Origin of the sequence: Hymenobacter aranciens (genome assembly GCF_030580865.1) — a bacterium.
Lineage (GTDB): Bacteria > Bacteroidota > Bacteroidia > Cytophagales > Hymenobacteraceae > Hymenobacter > Hymenobacter aranciens.
Genome location: NZ_JAUQSY010000023.1, coordinates 1 through 22,110, shown reverse-complemented (window position 1 = coordinate 22,110; position 22,110 = coordinate 1). Strand labels below are relative to the sequence as shown.

General features: G+C 70.5%; 15 protein-coding genes. 4 read left to right on the top strand and 11 right to left on the bottom strand.

The genetic code is table 11. The features are described 5' to 3' along the window. Nucleotides 1-657: a response regulator gene (locus Q5H93_RS23020; RefSeq protein ID WP_305009084.1), complete on the bottom strand. Its 657-nt coding sequence runs from the start codon at nucleotides 655-657 to the stop codon at nucleotides 1-3. 276 nt (nucleotides 658-933) lie between these two features. Here Q5H93_RS23020 and Q5H93_RS23015 point away from each other — a divergent pair, with 276 nt between their 5' ends. Then, a complete protein-coding gene (locus Q5H93_RS23015; protein WP_305009083.1) occupies nucleotides 934-1,590 on the top strand; it encodes a LuxR C-terminal-related transcriptional regulator in 657 nt (218 codons plus the stop codon). A gap of 695 nt (nucleotides 1,591-2,285) precedes the next feature. Here the strand turns inward: Q5H93_RS23015 and Q5H93_RS23010 are convergent. From Q5H93_RS23010 to Q5H93_RS22970, 9 genes are all read right to left on the bottom strand, one after another. Then, nucleotides 2,286-2,693 carry a response regulator gene (locus tag Q5H93_RS23010; RefSeq protein WP_305009082.1) on the bottom strand — a complete coding sequence of 136 codons (408 nt, stop codon included), beginning with the start codon at nucleotides 2,691-2,693 and terminating at the stop codon, nucleotides 2,286-2,288. A 39-nt stretch (nucleotides 2,694-2,732) separates the two neighbouring features. Then, nucleotides 2,733-4,745: a PAS domain-containing sensor histidine kinase gene (locus Q5H93_RS23005; protein WP_305009081.1), complete on the bottom strand. Its 2,013-nt coding sequence runs from the start codon at nucleotides 4,743-4,745 to the stop codon at nucleotides 2,733-2,735. A 153-nt stretch (nucleotides 4,746-4,898) separates the two neighbouring features. Beyond that, nucleotides 4,899-9,569 carry a T9SS type A sorting domain-containing protein gene (locus Q5H93_RS23000; protein WP_305009080.1) on the bottom strand — a complete coding sequence of 1,557 codons (4,671 nt, stop codon included), beginning with the start codon at nucleotides 9,567-9,569 and terminating at the stop codon, nucleotides 4,899-4,901. Nucleotides 9,570-9,746: 177 nt separating this feature from the next. Then, a complete protein-coding gene (locus tag Q5H93_RS22995; RefSeq protein ID WP_305009079.1) occupies nucleotides 9,747-13,499 on the bottom strand; it encodes a T9SS type A sorting domain-containing protein in 3,753 nt (1,250 codons plus the stop codon). A 192-nt stretch (nucleotides 13,500-13,691) separates the two neighbouring features. Then, nucleotides 13,692-16,643, bottom strand: coding sequence for an IPT/TIG domain-containing protein (locus Q5H93_RS22990; RefSeq protein ID WP_305009078.1), 2,952 nt, complete (start codon nucleotides 16,641-16,643; stop codon nucleotides 13,692-13,694). Between the two features lie 84 nt (nucleotides 16,644-16,727). Next, nucleotides 16,728-16,853, bottom strand: coding sequence for a hypothetical protein (locus Q5H93_RS22985; protein WP_305009077.1), 126 nt, complete (start codon nucleotides 16,851-16,853; stop codon nucleotides 16,728-16,730). 114 nt (nucleotides 16,854-16,967) lie between these two features. Next, complete coding sequence (locus tag Q5H93_RS22980) at nucleotides 16,968-17,585, bottom strand: hypothetical protein (protein ID WP_305009076.1); 618 nt, start codon at nucleotides 17,583-17,585, stop codon at nucleotides 16,968-16,970. 543 nt (nucleotides 17,586-18,128) lie between these two features. Further along, nucleotides 18,129-18,842 carry a response regulator transcription factor gene (locus Q5H93_RS22975; protein WP_305009075.1) on the bottom strand — a complete coding sequence of 238 codons (714 nt, stop codon included), beginning with the start codon at nucleotides 18,840-18,842 and terminating at the stop codon, nucleotides 18,129-18,131. A gap of 121 nt (nucleotides 18,843-18,963) precedes the next feature. After that, on the bottom strand, nucleotides 18,964-19,278 hold the full coding sequence (locus tag Q5H93_RS22970) for a type IIL restriction-modification enzyme MmeI (RefSeq protein ID WP_305009074.1): 315 nt from the start codon (nucleotides 19,276-19,278) through the stop codon (nucleotides 18,964-18,966). 124 nt (nucleotides 19,279-19,402) lie between these two features. Here Q5H93_RS22970 and Q5H93_RS22965 point away from each other — a divergent pair, with 124 nt between their 5' ends. Together Q5H93_RS22965 and Q5H93_RS22960 are read left to right on the top strand one after the other, a co-directional pair. Then, nucleotides 19,403-20,734 (top strand): AAA family ATPase, encoded by a 1,332-nt coding sequence (locus tag Q5H93_RS22965; protein WP_305009073.1) that lies wholly within the window; start codon nucleotides 19,403-19,405, stop codon nucleotides 20,732-20,734. After that, nucleotides 20,735-21,370: a DUF4276 family protein gene (locus Q5H93_RS22960; protein WP_305009072.1), complete on the top strand. Its 636-nt coding sequence runs from the start codon at nucleotides 20,735-20,737 to the stop codon at nucleotides 21,368-21,370. Here Q5H93_RS22960 and Q5H93_RS22955 read toward each other — a convergent pair. After that, complete coding sequence (locus tag Q5H93_RS22955; RefSeq protein ID WP_305009071.1) at nucleotides 21,367-21,606, bottom strand: hypothetical protein; 240 nt, start codon at nucleotides 21,604-21,606, stop codon at nucleotides 21,367-21,369. The genes Q5H93_RS22960 and Q5H93_RS22955 overlap by 4 nt on opposite strands. Nucleotides 21,607-21,874: 268 nt before the next feature. Here Q5H93_RS22955 and Q5H93_RS22950 point away from each other — a divergent pair. Beyond that, nucleotides 21,875-22,110: hypothetical protein (locus Q5H93_RS22950; RefSeq protein ID WP_305009070.1), on the top strand; the 236-nt coding region annotated here is incomplete at its 3' end.

Sequence of the window (22,110 nt, the reverse complement as noted above, 5' to 3'; positions counted from 1 at the left end):
CTACGAAATCAACCCTCGGCTCACCGCCAGCTTAATCAGAGCCGCCGTGTTCTTTGCGTGGGTTTTACCGATGATATTCTGGCGGTGCGTCTCGATGGTGCGCTTGCTGGTGAACAGCCGGTCGGCGATTTCGCCGTTGGTAAGGCCTTCGGCGATAAGCTTTAGTACCTCCAGCTCACGGGCGGTGAGGTCGTTGCCGGCGCGGGCGGGGTCGCCGTCGGCCGAGAGGGCGCTGGCCTGGGCCACGGCCTTGTAGAGCATGTTCATGCCGATTTCGGTGCACAGGAACGGATGCCCGGCGGCCACCCGGCGGATGGCGAAGGTGATTTCGGCAATGGCGGCGTTTTTGAGCACGTAGCCTAGCGCGCCGGCCTCAAACATGCGAGCTACGTAGTTTTCGTGGTCGAGCATGGTGAGCACGAGCACGCGCACGTCGGGGAAGCGGCGGCGCAGTTCGGGCATCGTGGCAAAGCCGTCGAGCACGGGCATCTGCACGTCCATCAGCACTACGTCGGCGGGGTGGGTTTCGAGCAGCGTCAGCACTTCGGCGCCGTTGCTGGCCTCGCCCACGATATCTAAGTCAGGTTCGGCCAAAAGCAGCGACCGGATGCCATCGCGCAGGATGGTGTGGTCGTCGGCAAGCAGAAGTCGGGTCATGGCTACAAAGGAAGGAGGAGAAAACCGGCGCCCGGGGATGAGCGGCGGTCTTCGGCATCTCCCCTATACGGGAAAGGCCGCCCGACAACGGTAATTTTTGCTACGTATTTCTACCAGAAGTAAGCGCTGGCAGCGTTCATTTGCGGGGATAAATACGGTTTTTGGACTTCGGCACAGGATTTGGCTCTGCGCATCATGTATTTTCGAAGCCCTTAACGCCCGCCGGTTCCGGCACCACCCGGTGCAGCCGGCAGCCTGAGGCCCCGCTTACCCCCTATGATTCGCGTTCTCCTTACCGATAGTTCCGCTGCTACCTGTGCTGCTTTACAGGGTGCCCTGGCGGCTACGGCTGGCGTAGAAGTAGTGGGCGTTGCTACCTCCGGCAGTGAGCTGCTGGACCAGCTGGCCCTGCAACAGCCCACCCTGCTGCTCCTCGACCTGAGCTTGCCCGGCCCCGACGCTTTCGGCCTGCTGCCTACGCTGGGCGAGCAACACGCCGCCCTGCGGGTACTGGCTCGCTCTGAGCTGACCAACGAACAGTACGTAGTTCGCGCATTCGACCTTGGGGCCCACGGCTACATCGTGAAGCAGTCGGCTACCACCGAGCTGGTGCACGCCATTCGCACCGTGGCGGCCGGCCGCCCTTTCCTGTGCTCCGACATGGGCCTGGCGCTGCTGGGCCGTCTGCACGCCAACCCCGCCACCGCCGATTCGGCCGAGGAGGTGGCGGCCCTGCTGGGCCTCAGCAAGCGCGAAATGGAGGTGCTGCAGCTGGTGGCGGCTGGCCACACCAACGCCGAAATCGCCAGCATGCTCTTCGCCAGCAAGCGCACGGTGGAAACACACCGCCAAAATATCATGGAGAAGACGCGGACGCGCAACACGGCGTCGCTGATTAAAATGGCAGTGCGGCAGGGGCTATTGCCTGAATAATAGTAGCTGGCAAGGCGGCTGCTACCCCAAAGGCCCCCTTCGGAAACAGCGCTGTTTCCGAAGGGGGCCTTACATGAGGGTTTTGACGATAAACCGGCCTTACTCCACCACCAGGCGCTGCCGCTGCGCACTATATACACGCCCGCTGCCATCGTGAAGGGCTGCGACAGCAGCTGCACGTAGCCCGCGCCGCTGGTGGTGAGGGCGGCCCCCAGCGCCACGCCGTTAATGTACACCTGCAGGGCCTGGTTGTAGGGCGCACTGCAGCACTGGCGCTGGGCCAGCTGCACACCTGGTAGGTGTCCGCAGGTAGGGCCAGGGTTTGCTCGATGGCGCCCCCGGCACCTTGAAACAAGGCCACGTGGCTGCCGTTGGGCGGCGCGGGGGACGCGTAGGCGCTGGCCGAAGTGGCAATGCCCACGTTGCCGCCGTTGGGAATGAAGGTCCAGGGCGCGGCCGTGGTGGGGGGAGTTGAGGGCCCCGGCCGGGCCGGTTTCAAAGCTGCTATTGCCCACGGCACCTGCCACCACGGCTCCGCCGCTGCCAAGGATTTCAACTTGGTCGAGGTAGACGCTGCGGTCGTCGCCCACGGTGGCCTGCCGGCCGCAGGCGGTACCACACAGGTGGTGGGGAGCGGGCTGGCGGTAGCGCCCCGGGCAGCCACGGCCGGCCCCGGGTGCGGCTGCCGGCGCGGGCTAGGCAGGGAAGTGCTGCGCCAGCACGCGCTCCACCTGCTCTTTGTTCAGAGGCTTGTCGAGGTAGTCGGCCACGGGCAGGGTCTGTATCAGCTGCTGGTCGCGGGGGCTCACGGAGGTGGTCAGCATCACCACTACCACCGCCTGCTGCTGCGGGGCGGGCAGCTGCTGGTAGGCTTCCAGAAACTGAATGCCGTTCATGACGGGCATGTTGATGTCGAGGAACACCAGGGCCGGACAGCCGGTCGGCTGTTCCTGGCAGTGCTGCTGCACCTCACGCAGGGCTTCCTGCCCGTTGAGGGCCACGCGCACGTTGTCGGTGACGCCGAGGCGCAGCAGGAGCTTTTTGTTGAGGAAGTTGGTGGTGGGGTCGTCATCGACCAGCAGCACGGCAGGAAGCTTGGGCATGGGTAGCTATGGTATGATAGGGGAATCGGACCGGCGGCCCTAGCGCCGGAAGTACACCCGGAAGGTGGAGCCCTGCCCCACTGCGCTGCTGACTTCGATGCGGCCGCTGGCGTTTTCCAGGATGCGCTTCACCATGTAGAGGCCCACGCCGGTGCCCTCCACGTGGGTGTGCAGGCGTTGGAACATGGCAAAGAGCTTCTCCTCACCCTGCCCCAGGTCGAGGCCCAGGCCGTTGTCCTGCACCTCCAGCACCACGTGGTCATCGGTGGCCCGGGCGCGCAGCTGCACGGCGGGCGCCCGGTCGGGGTGGCGGTACTTAAAGGCGTTGCTGAGCAGGTTATACACCACCGAGCGCAGGTTCTTTTCGGCGAAGGTCACCGTCAGGTCGGCGGGCACGTCCACCGTCAGCCGGCCCTGGGTCTGGGCCAGCAGGGGCGTCAGGTCGAGGCGCACGGCCTCCACCACCGGAGCCAGAGCCACGGTGTCGCGGTCGGGACTGTGCTCCTTTTGCAGGCGGCTCAGGTCGGTGAGGTGGTCGATGGTGCGGCGGAAGCGGTCGACGGCGTCCTGCATCATGGTCAGCATCAGGGGCACGTCGCCGGTACGGGCCGCCGGGAGCAACTCCTCCTCCAGGGCCAGCAGCAGGCCCTCGATGTTGGTGATGGGCGCCTTGAGGTCGTGGCTGGCGGTGTAAATGAAGTTGTCCAGGTCCACGTTGGTGCGCGTGAGCCGGGTATTGGTGGCGTGCAGCTCGTCTTCGGCCAGCTGCTGCTCGTGGATGTCGACGACCGTGCCCACGAAGCCGGCGTAGGGGCCGTCTTCGGCAAAGCGGGGCTGGCCCGCGTCGATGGCCCAGCGATACACCCCGTCGTGGCGCCGCAGGCGGTAGCGGAGGTGAAACGGGACGCGTCGGGCGTTGGCGTCGAGAAACTGCTGCCTGGCCAGCGCGGCGTCGTCGGGGTGCACGGCCCGGGTCCAGCCCAGGCCCAGGGCCTCGGCTTCGGTCTGGCCGGTGTACTGGTACCACTGGGCGTTGAGGTAGGTGCACTGGCCGGCGGGGTCGGTCACCCAGAGCATGGCCGGGGCCGCGTCGGCCATGGTGCGGAACTGCATCTCGCTTTCCTGCAAGTCGGCCGTGCGGGCCTGCACGCGGGCTTCAAGTTCCTGGTTGAGCTGTTCCACTTGGCGGCGGGCCCGCACCTGCTCGGTAATGTTGTAGCTGTAGTCGAGCACGCCGTCCACCCGGCCCTGGGCGTCGCGCAGCGGCTGCAGGTGCAGGTTCAGAAACACCTGTTCTGGCTCGCCGCTGCCCTTGAAGTCGAACCAGCCCTCCAGCTCGGGAATGTGGAAGGGCTCCCCGGTCTGATACACCCGGTCGAACAACGCTCCCACTCCCAGCCCGTGAACCTCCGGAATGGCTTCGCCCAGCGTGCGGCCCGGGAAGGAGCGGTCCGGAAACATGCCCTGGTAGGGCGGATTGACGAACTGGTACGTGTGGTCGGGGCCGTGGTATACCGCCACGTAGGCGGGCAGCTGCATCAGCACCTCGTGGAAGCGCTGGCGCTGGCGCTCGGCCTCGGTGCGGGCGGCCTGCTCGGCGGCCTGACTGTCGCGCAGGAACTGCTCGGCGGCCGAGCGGGGCTGGTCGCTGGTGTCGGTGAAGCTCACCAGCAGCAGCGGCCCCTGGCGCCGGGCCTGCACCCGGAAGTAGTTGTCGAGCCCATCAGTCTGGTAGTTCAGCTCGTAGGTTAGCGGCTCGGGGGCGGCGAAGGCCCGCTGGTAGTAGGCGAAGATGCCGTTGGCCAGGGTGTGGGGAAAGAGCTCGAGCATCGTGCCGCGGGGCTGCTGCCCGTAGCCCAGCATGCGCAGCCCGGCGGGGTTGGTGTACTCGGGCGTAAAGTCGATGATGGCGGCCCCGTCCGGCGCGTAGACGGGCCGCAGCAGCTGCAGGGCCGTGAGCGACACGTCGAGCACGCCGCGCAGCAGGTCGGTGGGGTCGACATCGCCGGGAAGCGGGGCCACGGCGGCGGGCAGGGAGCCGGGAAAGTCCATCGGAAGAATAGTGGCGGGCAACAAGCCACGAAGGTAGCCAATCGGTTCCGCTTGGGGCGGGGCGGGGCAGGGCGGGCCGCCCCGGGCGGCGGCCGGTGGCCGGGTCCGGAAGCGGGGCGCCCTGCCTGGGTCAGGCGCAGGCAGTATAAAGCCCTACTCCACCGTCAGGCGCCGGGCCTGGGCGCCGCTACGGACGATGTACACGCCCGGGGCCAGCCCGGCGGGCAGCACCAGCCGGGCGGTGCCATCGGCCTCGGCGGTTGCCTGGGCTACGGGGCGGCCCAGGGCGTCGAACACCGCCACGACGGCCCCGGCGCTGAGGCCGGCCACGGCCACGCTGCTGCGGGCGGGGTTGGGGATGAGCGTGAGGCCGGCTTTGCTGCCGATGGCCACGGCCCGCACGGGCGAGTAGCTGGCGGTGCCATCCTGGTCCACCTGGCGCAGGCGGTAGTAGGTGGGCTGGTGGGTGGGCGGAATGGTGGAGTCGAGATAGGTGTAGGCGCTGGGACTGGCTTTCGTGCCCTGCGCTTTCTCCTCGCCAATCCTGGCAAACGTGTTCCCGTCGGTGCTGCGCTCGATGTCGAAGCGGACGCTATTCTTCTCGCTGGCCGTGGCCCACCTGAGGCGGGCGGCCTTGCCTTCGGCCGTGGCCGTGAAGCGCAGCAGCTCCACCGGCAGCGGCGAGCTGGCGCCGGTGAGGTAGAACTCGGAGAAGTGGTCGGCCACGGTGAGTTGGGCCGTGAACCAGTCGGCACCGCTGACGATGGTGGCGGGGGCAGCCAGCAGGCGGCGCTCGGCGGCGGGGTCGTTGTTGCTCAGGTCGCAGTCCTCGTTGGCGCCGCTGTACTGCGAGGCCTTGAGGTTGGCGGCGGTGGCGTTGCCGTCGGCGGCCGTCAGGCGGCTGAGCTCGGCGCTCAGGCCGAAGAAGCGCACGCGCACCGCCTGGCCGGGGAAGCTGGCGTTGGTAGCGGTGAGGTAGAAGTTGCGGTCGAGGTAGCGGCGGCTCCGAAGGTCCTGGCGCACGGCCGTGCTGGTGCCGGTGCCCAGAGCGGCAATGCCGGCCACCACGGTGCCCAGGTCGCGGGTGTCTTCGATGGCGGCCACCACGGCCCCGCCCGCGCCAGGCAGGCGCAGGTAGCGCCAGCTGTTTGCGCCGCCGCTGCCGCTCAGCACCAGGGGCTCGGTGCTGAGGCAGCCGCTGGCGCTGGTGCTGCGGTACACCTGCAGCACCTCGAAGGCCGGGCCGCTGGCGCTGCCGCTGGCCGTGGTCACCGCTACGGCGCTGCTGCCCGGTGCCGCGCCCACCGGCACCACGGCCGTGAGGGAGGTGGCCGAAGTGTAGCTCACGGTGCTGGCCACCACGCCTTCGAAGCTCACGGTGCTGCCAGCGGTGAAATTGGTGCCGGTGAGCACCACCGCCTGCCCCGGCAGCTCGGCCGCCGTGCTGAGGCTGGTGAGCGTGGGCCTGGGCGGCAGGTTCAGCCGCACGCTCACCGTGCCGGAGCTGTAGTTGGCCGCGAGCAGGTCGAGGTCGCCGTCGCCGTCCACGTCGCCCAATACGACGCTGCGGGGGCTGTCCTCCACGTTCACGAAGCCGTCGGCGGGCACGGCGGGGGCCGTGAACACGCCCGTGTTGCTGCCCGTGGCGTCGCCCCCGTTCAGGCGCACGCTCACATTATCGCTGGCACTGTTGGCCGTCACGAGGTCGAGGTCGCCGTCGCCGTCCACGTCGCCCAGGGCCACGCTACGCGGGCCGCTGTCCACGCTGATGGTACCGTTGGCGGCCACGGCCGGGGCCGTGAACACGCCCGTGTTGCTGCCACTCGCATCGCCGCCATTCAGGCGCAGGCTCACCGTGCCCGTAGTGTTACTGTTGGCCGTGAGCAGGTCGAGGTCGCCATCACCATCCACGTCGCCCAATACTACGCTGTAGGGGTTAGCGCCCACGCCGATGGTGCCATTGGCAGCCACGGCCGGGGCGGCGAACACGCCCGTGTTGGAGCCCGTGGCGTCGCCCCCGTTCAGGCACACGCTCACCGTGCCCGTAGTGCCGGTGTGAGCCGTGAGCAGGTCGAGGTCGCCGTCGCCGTCCACATCGCCCAGCGTTACGCTACGCGGGTCGCTGTTCACGCTTACGATGCCGTTGGCGGGCACGGCGGGGGCCGCGAAAACGCCCGTGTTGCTGCCGCTGGCGTTGCCGCCATTCAGGCGCAGGCTCACGGTGCCCATAGTGTTATTGTTGGCCGTGAGCAGGTCGAGGTCGCCATCGCCGTCCACGTCGCCCAGCGTTACGCTGCTGGGGTTGGTACCCACGCTGATGGTGCCGTTGGTGGGCACGGACGGGGCGGCGAACACGCCCGTGTTGGAGCCCGTGGCGTCGCCACCGTTCAGGCGCAGGCTCACGCTGGCGCTGTTCAGATTGGTGGTGAGCAGGTCGAGGTCGCCGTCGCCGTCCACATCGCCCAGCACCAGGCTGTAGGGGTTGGGGCCCACGCTGATGGTGCCGTTGGCAGCCACGGCCGGGGCCGTGAACACGCCCGTGTTGCTGCCCGTGGCGTCGCCCCCGTTCAGGCGCAGGCTCACGGTGCCGTTGGGGTAGTTGGGCGCGAGTAAGTCCAGGTCGCCGTCACCATCCACATCGCCCAGGACGACGCCGTAGGGCTGGCTGCCCACCCCGACGGAGCCGTTGGCAACCACGGCCGGGGGGGCGAACACGCCTGCCCCGGCCGTGCTCACGGCGGTGGTAAACTGGTACACTTTCCGGGTAGCCGCCACGCCGCCCGCGCTCAGCACGGTGGCGGGTACGCTCACGCTCACCGTCTCACCGGGCTTAAAGTCGGCGCGGCTGCCGGGCAGGCTGCTGGTGTAGCTCACGGTGCTGCCGCTGCGCGTGAAGCTGCCCGCCTTGCGCCCGCCCACCTGACTGGAGTACACCTTGATGCCCGTGGTTTTAGTGGGCACAATGCTGGCCGCCGTCACGGGCTCGCTAAACGTGAGGCCCACCGCCGGGCTGGCCCGGGGTGCGGCCGTCGCGTTGGCGGCCGGGCTGGTGCTGCTCACGGCCAGCTGCACCACGAAGCTGGCGCTGCTGACCGCGCTGGTGCCGGCCGGCGTGGTCACGGTGAGCGGCCCGGTGCTGGCCCCCGGGGGCACGGCCACGGTCAGGCTCATGCCGGTGCTGTTGGTGATAACCGTTTGGGCCGTACCATTGAAGCTCACGCTGGTGGCATTGGCCAGCCCCGTGCCCACGATGGTGACGCTGCTGCCCGCCGCCCCGCGGCCGGGCGCGAAGCTACCCAGCACCGGCTGCGGCAGGTTGAGCCGCACGTACAGCGTGGTGCTGTTGGCGCCGGCCAGCAGGTCGAGGGCGCCGTCGCCGTTCACGTCGGCCAGCGCCACGCTGACTACGGTGCTCGTCACCACCGGGGGCGTCGTCGGGGCCACGAAGGTGCCGGTGCCGTCGTTGAGGCGCAGCGTCACGCCCGCGGCGGTGCCCACGGCCACCACCAGGTCGAGGTCGCCGTCGCCATCCACGTCGCCCAGGGCGCTGTTGTAAGGGGTGGTGCCCACGACCAGCTCGGTGGTGCCGCTGAAGCCGCCGGTGCCGTCGTTGCGGCGCACACTCACCGTGCTGGTGCCGGAGTTGTTGGCCACCAGCAGGTCGAGGTCGCCGTCGGCGTCAATGTCGCCCAGCATGGCCGTGTAGGGGTTGCCACCCACGACGAGGACGGGGGTGGTGGGGTGGGCCGAGAAATTGCCCGCGCCGTCGTTGCGCCACACGTAGGCCCGGCCCGCCGTGAAGGCCGTGGTTACCAGGTCGAGGTCGCCGTCGGCGTCAATGTCGCCCAGGCCGAGGGCGCAGGCATTGGCGACCCCCGGCAGGGTGGGAGTAGTCGGGTGGGCCGAGAAATTGCCCGTGCCGTCGTTGAGGTGTACTTTCACCATGCTCTCCGCGTAAGCCGCCGTGAGGAGGTCGAGGTCGCCGTCGCCGTCGATGTCGCCCAGCTTCACATTGTAGGGTGCGCCGAACGAGCCGGGGTTGGGCTTGATGGGGTGGGGCGTGAAGTCGCCCGTGCCATCGTTGAGGTACACGCCCACGGTGGTGGCGGCGGGGCCGGCGGAGGCGCTCGTTACCAGGTCGAGGTCGCCGTCGCCATCAATGTCGCCCACGGCCACGCTCCGCGGGTTGTCGCCCGTGGCCGGGGTGGGGTTGGTGGGGTGGGCCGTGAAGTTGCCCGCCCCGTCGTTGAGGCGCACCGTCACGTTGTCGGCGGTGGCGCTGGCAACTACTAGGTCGAGGTCGCCGTCGCCGTCCAGGTCGGCCGGCGCGATGAAGCGGGGCTGGTTGCCCACGGCCACCGTGGGCCCGGGCGTGCCGAAGTCGGCATTGCCGCCCGTGGCCGCCGCCCGAAACTGGTACACGTAGGGCAGGGCCGCCGCGCCGCCGGTGCTCAGCACGGTGGCGGGCACCGTCACCTGCACCTCCTCGCCGGGCTTGAAGTCGGCCCGCGGCGAGCCGCTGGCGGGCACGGTGGGCGCGAGCGTGACGGTGCTGCCGCTGGTGGCGGCCGTGGCCGTGCGCCGCCCCCGGTACTGCACGCTGTGGATGGTGATGTTGCCCGCCGTGGCGGCGTTGAGGGGCTGCGAGAACGGCACGACCACCGCGCCGTTGCGGGGGGCGGCGTAGGTGTTGGCGGCCGGGGCCAGGCCGGCCCGGGTCACGGCCGGGCCCTGGGCGCGGGCTGCGGCGGCGGGCAGCAAAACCAGTAGCACGAGCACACGCAGGCGGTGCCAGCCGCCCGGCAGGGAGAGGAAGTTTGTCATCAGCTAAAGAAGGGAAGTGTGGTCACCCGCACCCCGCCAAAGCTGGTCACAGATAGTCAAAGGTACCACCTGACCATCGATAGACCCCTAGCTTTTGGATTACCTGAGGCCGAGCAGCAAAAAGCCCACCCGCTCCCCCAGGAAACGGGTGGGCCACCAAATGGCTTCCGCCAGGGCTTACTCCACCGTGAGGCGCCGGGCCTGGGCACCGCTACGCACCACGTACACACCGGCCGCCAGCCCGGCGGGCAGCGCCAGCCGGGCGGTGCCAGCGGCATCGGCGGTGGCGCGGGCCACGGCGCGGCCCAGCGCGTCGAATACCTCCACGGCCGCGTTGGCGGGCAGGCCGGTGGCGGTCACAGCGTCGTGGGCGGGGTTGGGGTAGGCGGTGAAGGAGGCGTGGGCGGGGCCGCCCAGCGTCACGGCGCGCACAGGCGAGTAGCTGGCCGTGCCGTCCAGGTCCACCTGGCGCAGGCGGTAGTAGCTGCGGCCAGCCAGGGGCTGCTTGTCTGGGAAGGCGTAGGCAGTGGGGCTGGCTTTGGTGCCCTGGGCCTGCACCCCGCCAATCGGCTCAAACGCTTCGCCGGTGGTGCTGCGCTCCACCTCGAAGCGGGCGCTGTTCTTCTCCGAGGCCGTGGCCCAGGCCAGGCGCACGGCGGCGGGGCCGGCGGCGGTGGCCGTGAAGGTGGTGAGCTCCACGGGCAGGGGGTCGCGGGCGTTGCCCAGGGTCCAGAGCGAGAAGCTGCGCACGCCGGCCAGGCTGGCGGTGTAGCTACGGGGCTGGGTGCCGCTGGCGTTGGTGGTGGCGAAGGTGGCGGCCGGCTGCAGCTGCCAGTTGGCGCCCGCGTCTTCGCTCTTGAACAGGCGCAGGCGGGATTCCGAGATGTTGTTGAGCTCGTTGTCGGGCACGGTCAGGGTCAGGGCCACGTTGAGACCGGTCGTCACGGTGGGCTGGATGTCGAAGTAGCGCAGTACGCTGCGGCTGCTGCCGGCGCCGGTGCGGGCCGTGCCGGTGGTGCGGATGACCAGCGTGCTGCCGGGCAGGGTGACACCGCTGGGCGTGAGCGTGAGGCCCAGGCCGCCAAACGCCTCGGTGGCGCCGGCCGTGGCCAGCAGGCGGGTGGTTTGCACCGTGCCCGTGACGTAACCGTCCTCGTCTTCGGCGAGGGTGGCCGTGGGGCCGAGCGTGAGGGTGTTGGCCCCGGTGAGGAGCACGCCCCGGCTGAAGGTGGCCGCCGCCGTGGCCGTTACGCTGTTGGTCAGTGCCAGGTTGAATCCGTTGGCCAGCCCCAGCACCCGCACGGTGGCCGGCAGGCCCGAACCGGTTTGCTGGGCACCGTCGGTGTAGAGGTAGCTGGCATCGGGGCTGAACGAGCGGGGGCCCGTGACCTGGATGGCGCCCGTGCTGCCCGTGGCGCTGATGCCAAACTTGTGGCAGATGCCCAGAGTGCCGCCCGCCGCCAGCGTGAAGCTGCCGGGGCCGCTGAGCGCCTCGCAGCCGTCGTGGAGCGTGCCGCCGCTGGCCACGGTGGTGCTGCCCACCACGCTCACGGGGCCGGCCAGCGTGCCCACGCCGCCGCTGAGCACGGTGAGGGAGTTGTAGAGGCCGGCCGGCACGGGCTGGCCGGCGGTGCTCACCACCAGGTCGGCCAGGGGCACGGGGGTGATGCTCACGTCGCCGTTGGTCGAAGCCGAAGCCAGGCTGTAGCTAATGCCGGTGCTGCTGGTGGGCATCACCCACGACGAGCCGCCCCCACCGCCGTTGCTGCTACCGCCCCCGCCGCCCCCGCCGCCGTAGTAGCCGCCGCCCCCGCCGCCGTTGTGGTCGCCGGTGCCCGAAGCCCCGATGGGGCCGCTGCCGGGCACGCCCCCGCCCCCCGGGGCGGTGTGCGTGGCCCCCAGGCCGAAAGTACCAAAGCCCCTGCCATTGCCTCCGAGTGGGGCCCCGCCATCGCCCCCCTGCATGGACGAATTGATGTGGCCCCCACCTCCGCCGCCGGCTACCAGCAGGGCGTTGCGGCTGGGGAGGTAGTCGCCGGTGCTGCCCACGCTGGCGGCCCGGCGCACGTCGGTGGCGCCGCCTCCCGCCCCAGACCCGGCCCCGTTGCCGCCACCGTTGTAGCCCCCTGCCACCGAGACGCCGCTGCTGCCGCTGCTGTGGGCGATGTCGGTGCCCCGGCCACCCACGGCCAGCGTGAGCACCTCGCCGGGTGTCACCAGCAGCGTGGCCTGCACCACGGCCCCTTTGGCCGGGGTGGTCACGGTGTTGTAGATGCCGCCGCCGCCGCCCGTGGCCACTACCCGCACGGCCGTCACGCCGGCCGGCACGAGGTAGGTTTGCAGGCCGCCGGTGTAGGCGTAGGCAGTGGTGAGGGGCAGGATGCTGACGCTGCCCGCCCCGGTGGCCGGGGCCACGCTGTAGCTGACGCCGGTGGCCGCCGCCGTGGCCCACGACGAGCCGCCCCCGCCGCCAGAAGGCCCCGCGCCCCCGCCGCCGCCGTAGTAGCCCCCGCCCCCGCCGCCGCCGTAGTAGCCCCCGCCCCCGCCGCCGCCGGAAGTTGCGCTGCCCGCTCCACCGATGCCGTTGCTACCAGCGCTGCCCGTGGTGTTGCAGCAGCCGCCGCCGCTGCCCGGGGCCGTCTGAGTGGCTCCGCGGCCCACGGCGTTGACGTAGAAGCTGCTGAGGGGGGTGCCCGCGCCGCCAGTGGGCGTGCCGCCATTGCCACCGGTAGCGGGGGGCGAAATGTCGCCGCCCCCACCGCCGTCAGCTACCACCAGCGCGTTACGGCTGGTGAGGTAGTCGCCCGTACTCCCGTTGCCGCTGGCCCGGCGTACATCGCTGGCACCGCCCCCACCGCCGCCACCAATGCCGCCGCCGTTGTAGCCACCAGCCACCCTCGTGCCGCTGCTCCCCTGGCTGCCCACCACCACCGTCAGTACCTCGCCGGGCGTCACGGCCAGGGTGGCCTGCACCTGTGCCCCGGAGCTGTAAGCGGTGCCGCTATACGTGCCCCCGCTGGCCCCGGTGGCCGTTATCTGCACGGCCGTGACGCCGGCCGGCACGGTATAGGTCTGCGTCCCGCCGTTGGGCGCGACGTAGGCGTAGGTAGTGGCTACGGGCGTGATGCTGACGCTGCCGTTGCCGATGGCCGGGGCCAGGCTGTAGCTGATGTCGCGGCTGCCGGTGGGCATCACCCACGACGAGCCGCCCCCGCCGCCGCTGCCGCCCGTGCTGGTGGCGGCGCCGCCGCCCCCGTAGTAGCCGCCGCCGCCGCCGGCGCATCTGGCACCGCCATTATTTCCCGTTCCGCCGGTGGCCCCGCTGCCGGACACGCCCCCGCCGCCGGCCGCGGTTTGGGTAGCCCCCAGGCCGGGGGTGCCCCGGCCCTGGCCGTCGCCCCCGTTGGGCACGCCGCCGCCGCCGCCCAGGGCATTATAAAGGGTCGGATTATCAAAACCAGCTCCGCCCGACCCGCCGGCCACGACCAGGGCGTTGCGGCTGGGGAGGTAGTCGCCGGTGCTGCCCGCGCTGCTGGCCCGGCGCACGTCGGTGGCCCCGCCGCCGCCGCCCGAGTTGCGGCCGGTGCCGCCGTTGTAGCCGCCGGCCCCGTTGAAGAGGGTGAAGCTACCGTTGCCGCCCTGGCCGCCTACCACCGTGAGCACCTCGCCCGGTACCACCGTCAGGGTGGCGCGCACGACCGCGCCGTTGAGATGACCCGCCACGAACGTATTATGGGTGCCCCCGCTGGCCCCGGTGGCCGTCACCTGCACGGCCGTGATGCCGGCCGGCACGGTGTAGGTTTGCACGCCGCCGGTGTAGGCGTAGCTGGTGGCCATCTGAGCCTGGGCGGCGGAGGCGGCCAGCACCAGGGCCAGGGCGGCCAGCACGGGGCGGGCCGCGCCGGTGAGGGAGGCGAAGAATGTTGTCATACAGAAAGCAAGGGAAGGATGTGAGGCCGGCACGGCCGGTGGCCGCGCGCGGCCCCACAAAGGTACCCCCGCCCCCAGGGCGGTGCCATAGCACAAATGCGTCATCTTTGCCCCGGCCGCCGGGCACGCCAAAGCCCGGCCGCCCCCAGGGGAGCAGCCGGGCCGGCCGGGCTGGTCGTCGTGGTCGGGGGCTTACTCCACCGTCAGGCGCCGGGCCTGCGCGCCACTCCTTACGATATACACACCGGGAGCCAGGCCAGTGGGCAGCACCAGGCGGGCCGTGCCGCGGGCCTCGGCGGTGGCGCGGGCCACGGGGCGGCCCAGGGCGTCGAGCACCTGCACCGGGGCACCGGGGCGCAGGCCGGCCACGGCCACAGCGGCGTTGGCGGGGTTAGGATAGAGGCGGAGCTCGCCGGGGCCGCCCACCGTCACCACCCGCACGGGCGAGTAGCTGGCGGTGCCGTCCAGGTCTACCTGCCGCAGGCGGTAGTAGAGGGTATGGGGGTGGGAGGGTAGGAGGGCAAGCGGGTCGCGGAAGATGTAGTCCGTAGGGGTGGCTTTCGTGCCCTGCGCCGCTACTTCCCCAATCGGCTCGAAGGCTTCGCCGGTGGCCGAGCGCTGCACCTCAAAGTGGGCGCTGTTCTTTTCGGAGGCCGTGCGCCAGGCCAGGCGCACGGCCGGGCCCTCGGCCGTGGCCGTGAACGTGGTGAGCTCTACCGGCAGCGGGCTGCTGGCCCCGGTGAGGTAGAACTCCGAGAAGTGGTCGGGCACGGCCACCTCGGCGGCAAACCAGTCGGCGCCGCTCACTACGGTGGCGGGGGCGGCCACGAGGCGGCGCTGCCCGGCGGGGCTGTTGTTGCTCAGCTGGCAGTCCACGTTGGGGCCGTCGTACTGGCTGGCCTGGAGGCCGGCCAGGGTGGCGGCGGCATCCACGGCCGTCAGGCGGGCCAGCTCGCTGCTCAAGCCGTAGAAGCGCACCCGCACGGTGCTGCCGGCGAAGCTGGGGCTGGTGGCCGTGAGGGCAAAGTTGCGGTCGAGGTAGCGGCGGCCGATGCGGCCGTCGGCCCGCACGGCGGCGGTGGTGGCGGTGCCCAGCACGGCCAGGCTGGCCGTCACGGTGCCCAGGTTGCGGGTGTCTTCGATGGCGGCCACCACGGCCCCGCCCGTGCCGGGCAGGCGCAGGTACACCCACTTGCCCGCCCCACCCGTGCCGCTCACGGGGGTGCCGGCCGTGGCCAGGCAGCCGCTGGCGGCGGCGCTGCGGTACACTTGCAGTACCTCGAAGGCGCTGGCGGGCAGGCCCACCGCTGCGCACGCCGGGCCCACGGCCACCACGCTGCTGCCGGGCGTGGCCCCGGCGGGCACCACGGCCGTGAGGCGGGTAGGGCTGACGTAGCCGACGCTGGCCGCCGCCACCCCGCCGAAGCTGACGGCCGTGCCCGGCCCGAAGTACGTGCCGGTGAGCGTCACGGTCTGGCCGGGCAGCTCGGCGGCCGGGGCCACGGCCGTGAGGGTGGGCGGCACCCCGTAGCGGGCCACAAACAGGCTGGGGGTGCCCGCCGGGGTGCTCAGCGCGCAGGGGCCGAAGGTGGCGGTGGGCACTGCCTGCCCCACCAGCACGGCGGTACCCGTGGCGTCCACGGCCAGGTCTTCGCTGGAGTCGTAGCCGCTGCCCCCGGCGCTGGCGGCCCACTGGTAGGTGCCGCCGTTGCTGTACCGGGCCACGAACACGTCCTGGTTGGCGGAGCTGCTGCTGCTGGCGTTGGCCAGGGCCACGCCGCCAAACTTGACGCTGCTGTTGCTGGTCACGTAGCCCGTCAGCAGCACGTTGCCGGCTGCGTCCACGGCCAGGCCGCGGACGTGGTCGTCGCCGCTGCCCCCGGCGCTGGTGGCCCACTGGTAGGTGCCGCTGCTGCTGTACTTGGCCAGGTACACGTCCTGACTGGGGCCGGTGTTGGTGCTGGCGCTGTTCAGGCCCACGCCGCCAAACTTGACGGTGTAGTAGCTCCCACTGGCCAGGTTGGTGCGGCTGGTGGCGGCGTTGGTCACGTAGCCCGACACGAATACGTTGTTGCTGCCGTCCAAGGCCAGGCGGTAGCCGGCGTCGTCTTCCTGGCCGCCCCCGGTTACGGCCCACTGCCACCCGCTGCCGATGCGGTACTTGGCCACAAACACGTCAAAGCCGAGTACGGAGCTGGTGCTGGCGATGGGGGGCGTGAGGGTGCCAAACCGCACGCCCTCGCCCGAGGTGCCGCCGTTGTTAAAGTCGGCCACTGAGCCTACCACCACCACGTCGCCGTTGCCATCCACGGCTAGGTCGAGGGCCCCATCGGAGTTGCGCCCGCCGGCACTGGTGGCCCACTGGTAGCTGCCGCTGGCGCTGTAGCCGGCCACGAAGATATCCTGGTTATTGTCGCTGTTGGTGCTGGCGCTGTTCAGGCCCACGCCGCCAAACTGCACGGCCAGCGCCGGGTTGCTGGCCAGGTTGGTGGCGCTGGTGGCAGCATTGCGCACGATGCCCGCCAGGCGCACGTTGTTGCTGGCATCCACGGCCACGGTTGTGCTGCCATCGTCGGCGGTGCCGCCGGCGCTGGCCGCCCACAGGTAGGTGCCGCCGGCGCTGTACTTGGCCACCAGCACGTCCTGGTTGGCGGTGGTGTTGGCGCTGGCGCTGGGCAACAGCACCCCGCCAACCTGCACGGCCTGTGCCGGGTTGCTGGCCAGGTTGGCGGCGCTGGTGGCGGCGTTGGTCACCAGCCCCGTCAGCACCACGTCGCCGTTGCCATCCACGGCCACGGCCAGGCCGGTATCGCTGCCGGTGCCGCCGGCGCGGGCCGCCCAGGCCCAGCCGGCGGTGGCGGCGTCCCACTTGGCCACGAACACGTCGGTGCCCCCGGCGCTGGTGAGCACGGTGCTGCCCAGCGTGAGCTGCCCCCCGAAGCTGCCCACGACGAAGGTATTGCCCCGGGCATCGAGGGCCGTCGCCCGGGCCCAGCTCACGCCCGTGGCGGCGGTGCCGCCCACCACCCCCAGCCACGCGGGGGTTTGGGCCTGGGCGTGGGGGCCGAGGCCCAGGAGCCCAATCAACAGCCCCAGCCAGGGGGCCAGGCCGCTTGTACGAAGCGTAGAACAGAGGAAGCGCATACCGGACGAACACGGCCGAAGTACTGCCGTAGCGCAAAGTTCCGCCGCGGGCGGCCCCGGCGGAAAGGCTTTTGAGGTCGAACCTCAAAGGTTGAGGGCGGGGCGGAAAGCCCGCCCCGGCGGCTTATCTTCCCGCCCGGTGCGGCCGGCCGGGGCGCGGCCCTGCCGCCGGGCGGCGCGGCGCGGGGGGCCGGCAGCGGGCTGCTCCACAACCAGCCGCCGGGCGGGGCCGCTGGCCCGCAGGCGGTAGCGGCGCCCGCCCCACGCAAAAGCCCGGCCGCCCCCGGGGGAGCAGCCGGGCCGGCCGGTATGCCAACAAAGCGCCTACTGCACAATGCGGCTCAGCACCTCCGAGAAGGGCTGGTCGTCGGTGTCGCCGCCCACCGAGCGGAACATTACGAACACCTCCGTCTTGCGCTTGTAGCCGCGCAGCAGCACGCTGTTTTTGGTCGTCACCACCGTTTTCCAGTCCTCCCAGGGCAGGCTGGGGTCGTCGGTGTAGCGGATTTCGGTGGCCACGGCGTGGGGCGTACGCGTAAACCGGGCGCAGATGGTGTCGGCCTCGGTGCCGTCGGTGAGGCTGCGCTTGGTGGGCGGGTCGAGGGTGGTGTGCCGCTCGCGCTCCTTGCTGAGCTCCAGGCCGGTGCTGAGCAGGGCGGCCTCGTCGGCGGGATATTGCTCGTTGGCGTATTTGGCAAAGGCCGTCAGGGCGGCGTTCAGGGCCTTGCGGTACTGGGCCAGCAGGGCCGTTTGCTCGGGAATGGGGTTTTTGATGGCGGCCGCGGGCAGGTAATCTGCCAGCGCCGCCTCAATGGCCGCCACGTAGGTGCCCGCCGCGGTAAAGTACTTGTTGCCGGTGAGCTTGGTGCAGCAGCCGGTGGCCAGCGGGCCGATTTTGTCTTTCCGGTAGATGCTGAAGTCGGTAAGCAGAAAGCGGTTCATGGTACGAAAAAGTAAACGTAAGAAATAAGAAGTCAGGCACGACGAGCCGGGCCGGCGGTTCCCGGCCCCGCCGTCGCCACCCGGTGCCCCGGTGGCGCCTGGCGCGGCCCCGCCCGGCGGGTGCGGCTTGCCCGGCCCCGGCAGCAGCGCTGGCCGCGCCTGGCAGGGCTTGTCCCGCCCATCTGATGGGCTGCTCCACTGGTCCGACAGGCTGTTCCGCCCGTCCGAAGGCGCTTCCCTCCCGTCCGAAAGGCTGTCCCTCCCGTCCGAAAGGCTGTCCCGCCCGTCCAAAGGCGTTTCCCTCCCGTCCGCCGACGCATGCCTCGCCCGGCGCAGGCCGCCCCGCGGGGCGGCCTGGCGGCCAATGTACAGGAAGCAGAACCAGGACGACCATGCCAGCGTGCCCAGCCCTGAGTGGCCCGGCATTGTCAAAGGTGCAGCCCCGCTCCGCCCGGCGCAAGCCCCCCCAGCACCAACGCCCTCCTAAACTGCACCAACCCCTGCTTTTGCCCGACCAAGCCCGGCCGTGGGCCCGGCCCGGGGCTAGCCTAGCCGGGGCAGCTCGCGCAGCAGCGCCGCCCGAAAGCTGTTGCCCAGTGGCAGGGTGGCCGTGCCCGCCACCAGGGTGCGGCAGCGCTTGTCGAGGCTGCGCAGGTGGGCCAGGTTGAGCAGGTAGTTCCGATGCACCCGCCGGAAGCCGTTGGGCTGCAGCAGCGCCAGCACCTTGGCCAGCGGCTGCGCCCACACGTAGCGGGCCGTGGCCGTGTGCAGCCAGCAGTGGCGCGCGCGCACCTTCACAAACGCAATGTCGGCCACCAGCACGCGCTCCTGGCCGGTGGCGCCGGGCAGCAGCAGCAGCGGCGCGGGGGCGGCCAGTCCCCGGGCCGCGTCGAGGGCCAGCACCAGGTGGTGCCGCAGCTCGGTGGGCTGGCAGCTCTTGGCCACAAAAGCCAGCGGGGCGGTGGCCCGGGCCTGCTCAAACAGGCCGGGCTGCTCCAGGCCCGTCAGGTACAGCAGCGGCAGCGGGCCACGCTGGCGCAGCCACTGGCCCAGCCCCAAGCCGTCTTCGAGGCCGATGTCGAGCACGGCCAGGGTGGGGGCGGGGCCGGGGCCGGCGCACAGGGCGCGGGCCTGGGCGGCGGTGGCGGCGGGGCCCAGCACGGTGGCGCCTTCCTGGCGCAGCACGGTGGCGAGCAGTTCGGCCCACACGGGGTCGTTTTCTACCAGTAGCACTACTGGCGCGGGAGTGGGGTTCATCAGGCTTGCAGAAAAAAAGGTTGGCGCTGCGGCGTGCCCCGGCGCGGGGCCGGGGTGCCGTAGCGCTGTGAAGGTAAGGAGCGTTAGCGAAACAGGCAAACGGGTGCGCCCGGCCCCGTGCCTACTTGCGCCCCTTGCGGGCCGGGGCGCCCAGCACCGGGGCGCTCAGCTGCTGGTAGAGCCCGAACAGGAACTCCAGCCGGGCCAGCTCCGACGCAAAGGCGGCCGGGCGGTAGCACTTATCCACGGCCCTATCGAGGGCCTGGTGGGCGCGGGCCAGGGCCGGGGGCATGGTCGCGGGGTCGTAGAGGGCCGCCAGGCTCTCGGTGGGGAACTGCGCCCGGGCCGCCAGCACCGCCTCGGCGGCGGCCACGGCCTGCTGCTGCGCGGCGGTAGGGGCGGGGGGGAAGGGGTAGAAACAGATAATCCCAGGCAACTAACGACCGCGAGCCGACTGTTATGCATGCCACATGGGCAGCGCTGACTGTTCTGGCAGTGCGCCATAGCGCTACGGCCCGTATGACGGCTTGTATCGTACTTTGCGCCCTCATTGCTTCGCCATGGCTGCCACCACACCCGACCTTCGCCTTACCCGCCTCCGCATCAGTAACCTGCACAGCATCGGGGAGCTCGACGTGCCGCTGTGGCCGCTCACGGTACTGGTGGGCCCTAACGGTGCGGGCAAGAGCAACGTGGTAGATGCCCTGCGGCTGCTGCGCGACTGCCTCACCCGCGGCCTCGACCAGGCCCTGCTCGACCGCAACGGCCTCAACGCCCTGCGCCGCTGGACGCCCGGCGGCCGCCCCCTCGACGTGAGCCTGGGCGTGACGGCTACCATCGGCGACAACCCGGCCGACTTCATCGCCTACGACTTCACCCTCGCCGCCGACCCCCGCCTCGGGCACACGGTGAAACGGGAGGTGTTGGAGGTACACGCCGGTAACGGGCCGCACTACCGCATCAATTGGCAGGATGGAAAAGCCATTTTGAAGCGCAACGGTAAGAATCACATCGCTGATGAGCAAAGCGGCTGGCGCAGGCTAGGTACTGCCAATCTACTGCTGGGGCCGCAGGTACTACATGGCGAGTTGTATGCGTTTCCGATTGCGCATACCGAAATGGATGAAGACAGTGAACTGCCAGAGTTTCTTTTCTACAGTGAATTGGCTAGGGACTTTCAGCAGTTGGTCAGCAACGCATTGTTTTATGCCCTACAGCCTACCCAGCTCCGGGCTCCCCAGCAAATAGTACGGGAAGTGCCTTTTGATGAGGGAGGGCAGAACCTAGCCGCTGTGTTGCGCTCGTTGCGCCACTCCCGCCGCAGCACCGCCGAGGTGCAGGCCACCTTGCGCCGACTGGTGAGCGACATCACCGACTTCTCGGTAGAAATCGCCGGCAGCTACCTGGTAACCTACCTGCACTACAAGAACGCAGGCGGGCGCATTCGCAAGGCCGACCTAGGCTCGGAGTCCGATGGCACATTACGGGTGCTGGGCATCCTAGCGGCGCTATATCAGTCCGACCCCACCGCGCAGTTCAGCACTGCCTTGTTCGGGGATGGCGACTACACCTACCGGCGGCTGCTGGCAATCGAGGAGCCCGAAGTCAACATCCATCCCGGCATGCTGGCCGTGTTGGCCGAGCTATTCAAGGAAGCCAGCCAGCGCCGGCAGGTGTTGCTTACCACTCACTCGCCCGAGCTGCTCGACTACCTGCCGCCCGAGTCGTTTCTGGTGGTGGAGAAGGAGCAGGGCGAAACGCGCGTGGGCCCCCTGGCCGAGGACCAGGTCGAAACCGTGCGGCAGCAGCTCTTCACGGCCGGGGAGCTGCTGCGTACCGAGGGGTTGCACCGGCAGCTCGCCCCGGCGTCACCTACTGCCCCCACCCGCTAGATGCACCACTTACTTGTCTGGGTAGAGGGCGATGGCGACCAGGCCGCCGCGCCGCTGCTGCTGAAGAAGCTGCTCAAGCGCGCCCAGCGCTTCGATTGGAATGTACCGCAACCTATTAAGGTGGGCGAAATGCCCAAACTGCGCAAGGTGCTGCCCAAGCGGGCGGCTGAGGTCGGCATCAAGGCCCGCGCCGGAGTGTGCCACGCCGTGCTCGTGCTGCTCGACCTCGACGACGCCCAGGCCTGCCCCGTGACCGAGGCGCAAGGCCTGGCTACCACGCTGGCCACCTACCGGCTGCCCGTGCCGGTGGCCGTGGTGCTGGCCCGCCGCGAATACGAGGAATGGCTGGTGGCCAGCCTGCCCACCATCGCGCCGCACACGCCCTTGCTGCCCGACAGCCTGCGCCGCGACTACCCTGCGGAAGGCAAGCGCGATGTGAAAGGATGGCTGCAGACGCATATGGAGGTAGCCTATAAGCCGCCCCTGCATCAGCCCGAGTTTACGCGCCACCTCGACCCCGCCCTGGCGTCGGCCGAGTGCCGCTCATTCCGGCGCTTGGAAACAGCACTGGCCTGGCTGCTGACGTTGGCCGCCGCGCCCCCTGCGACGCAGCAAGGGGCCGTCAGCCCTCACTAGAGCACGAGAGCCACCTTTACGTAATTGCCGGGCCACAGCGCATCCACGTAGCCCTGGCTGCCGTCGGGCTTTTTCACGCGCACCTGGAACTGGACGCGGCGCCGCCCCTGCGGGGTGAACACGTCGAGCAGGTCGCGCACGAAGTTCTGGTCCTGGGATTTCTCGTCGCCGTCGTCGGCGTGGGAGCGGGCGAAGTCGGCCGCGCGGTGGCGCAGCTCGGCGAGGGAGAAAGGCATGGGGTGAGGTGCCGGGGCGGGGCGGGTTGTCTCACCGCCCAGCCCCGGCACCTCACCCCCCGACCCCCTCTCCAAAAGAGAGGGGGAGCCTGACGATTCCCATAAGGTGCAAGACCGGTGCCCCCTCTCTTTTGGAGAGGGGGTCAGGGGGTGAGGTGCCGGGGCCGGGCGGTGAGGCAACCCCGGGCCCGGGGCCACCACCGCAACCCTGGCCTCCCATCCTAACGTACCTTGCGCCGCCGGCTGTCCGGCCTCGTTCTCTCCCCTTATGCCCCCCGCCGCCGCGCCCATCCCCCCCGAGCCCTCGCTGCCAGCCGACTTGCTGCCGGCCCTGCTCGACCTGCTGCCTACCGGCGTGGTGTACTGCACGCCCGGCCCAGGGGACGCTGCCGCCCCCGCCGCCCTCGTGCTGAGCTACCTCAACTCCGCCGCCCGGCAGCTGCTGGGGCCGGCGGCCGCGCCCGGCACTCCGCTGGCCGCGTGCTGGCCCGGCCCGGCGGGGGC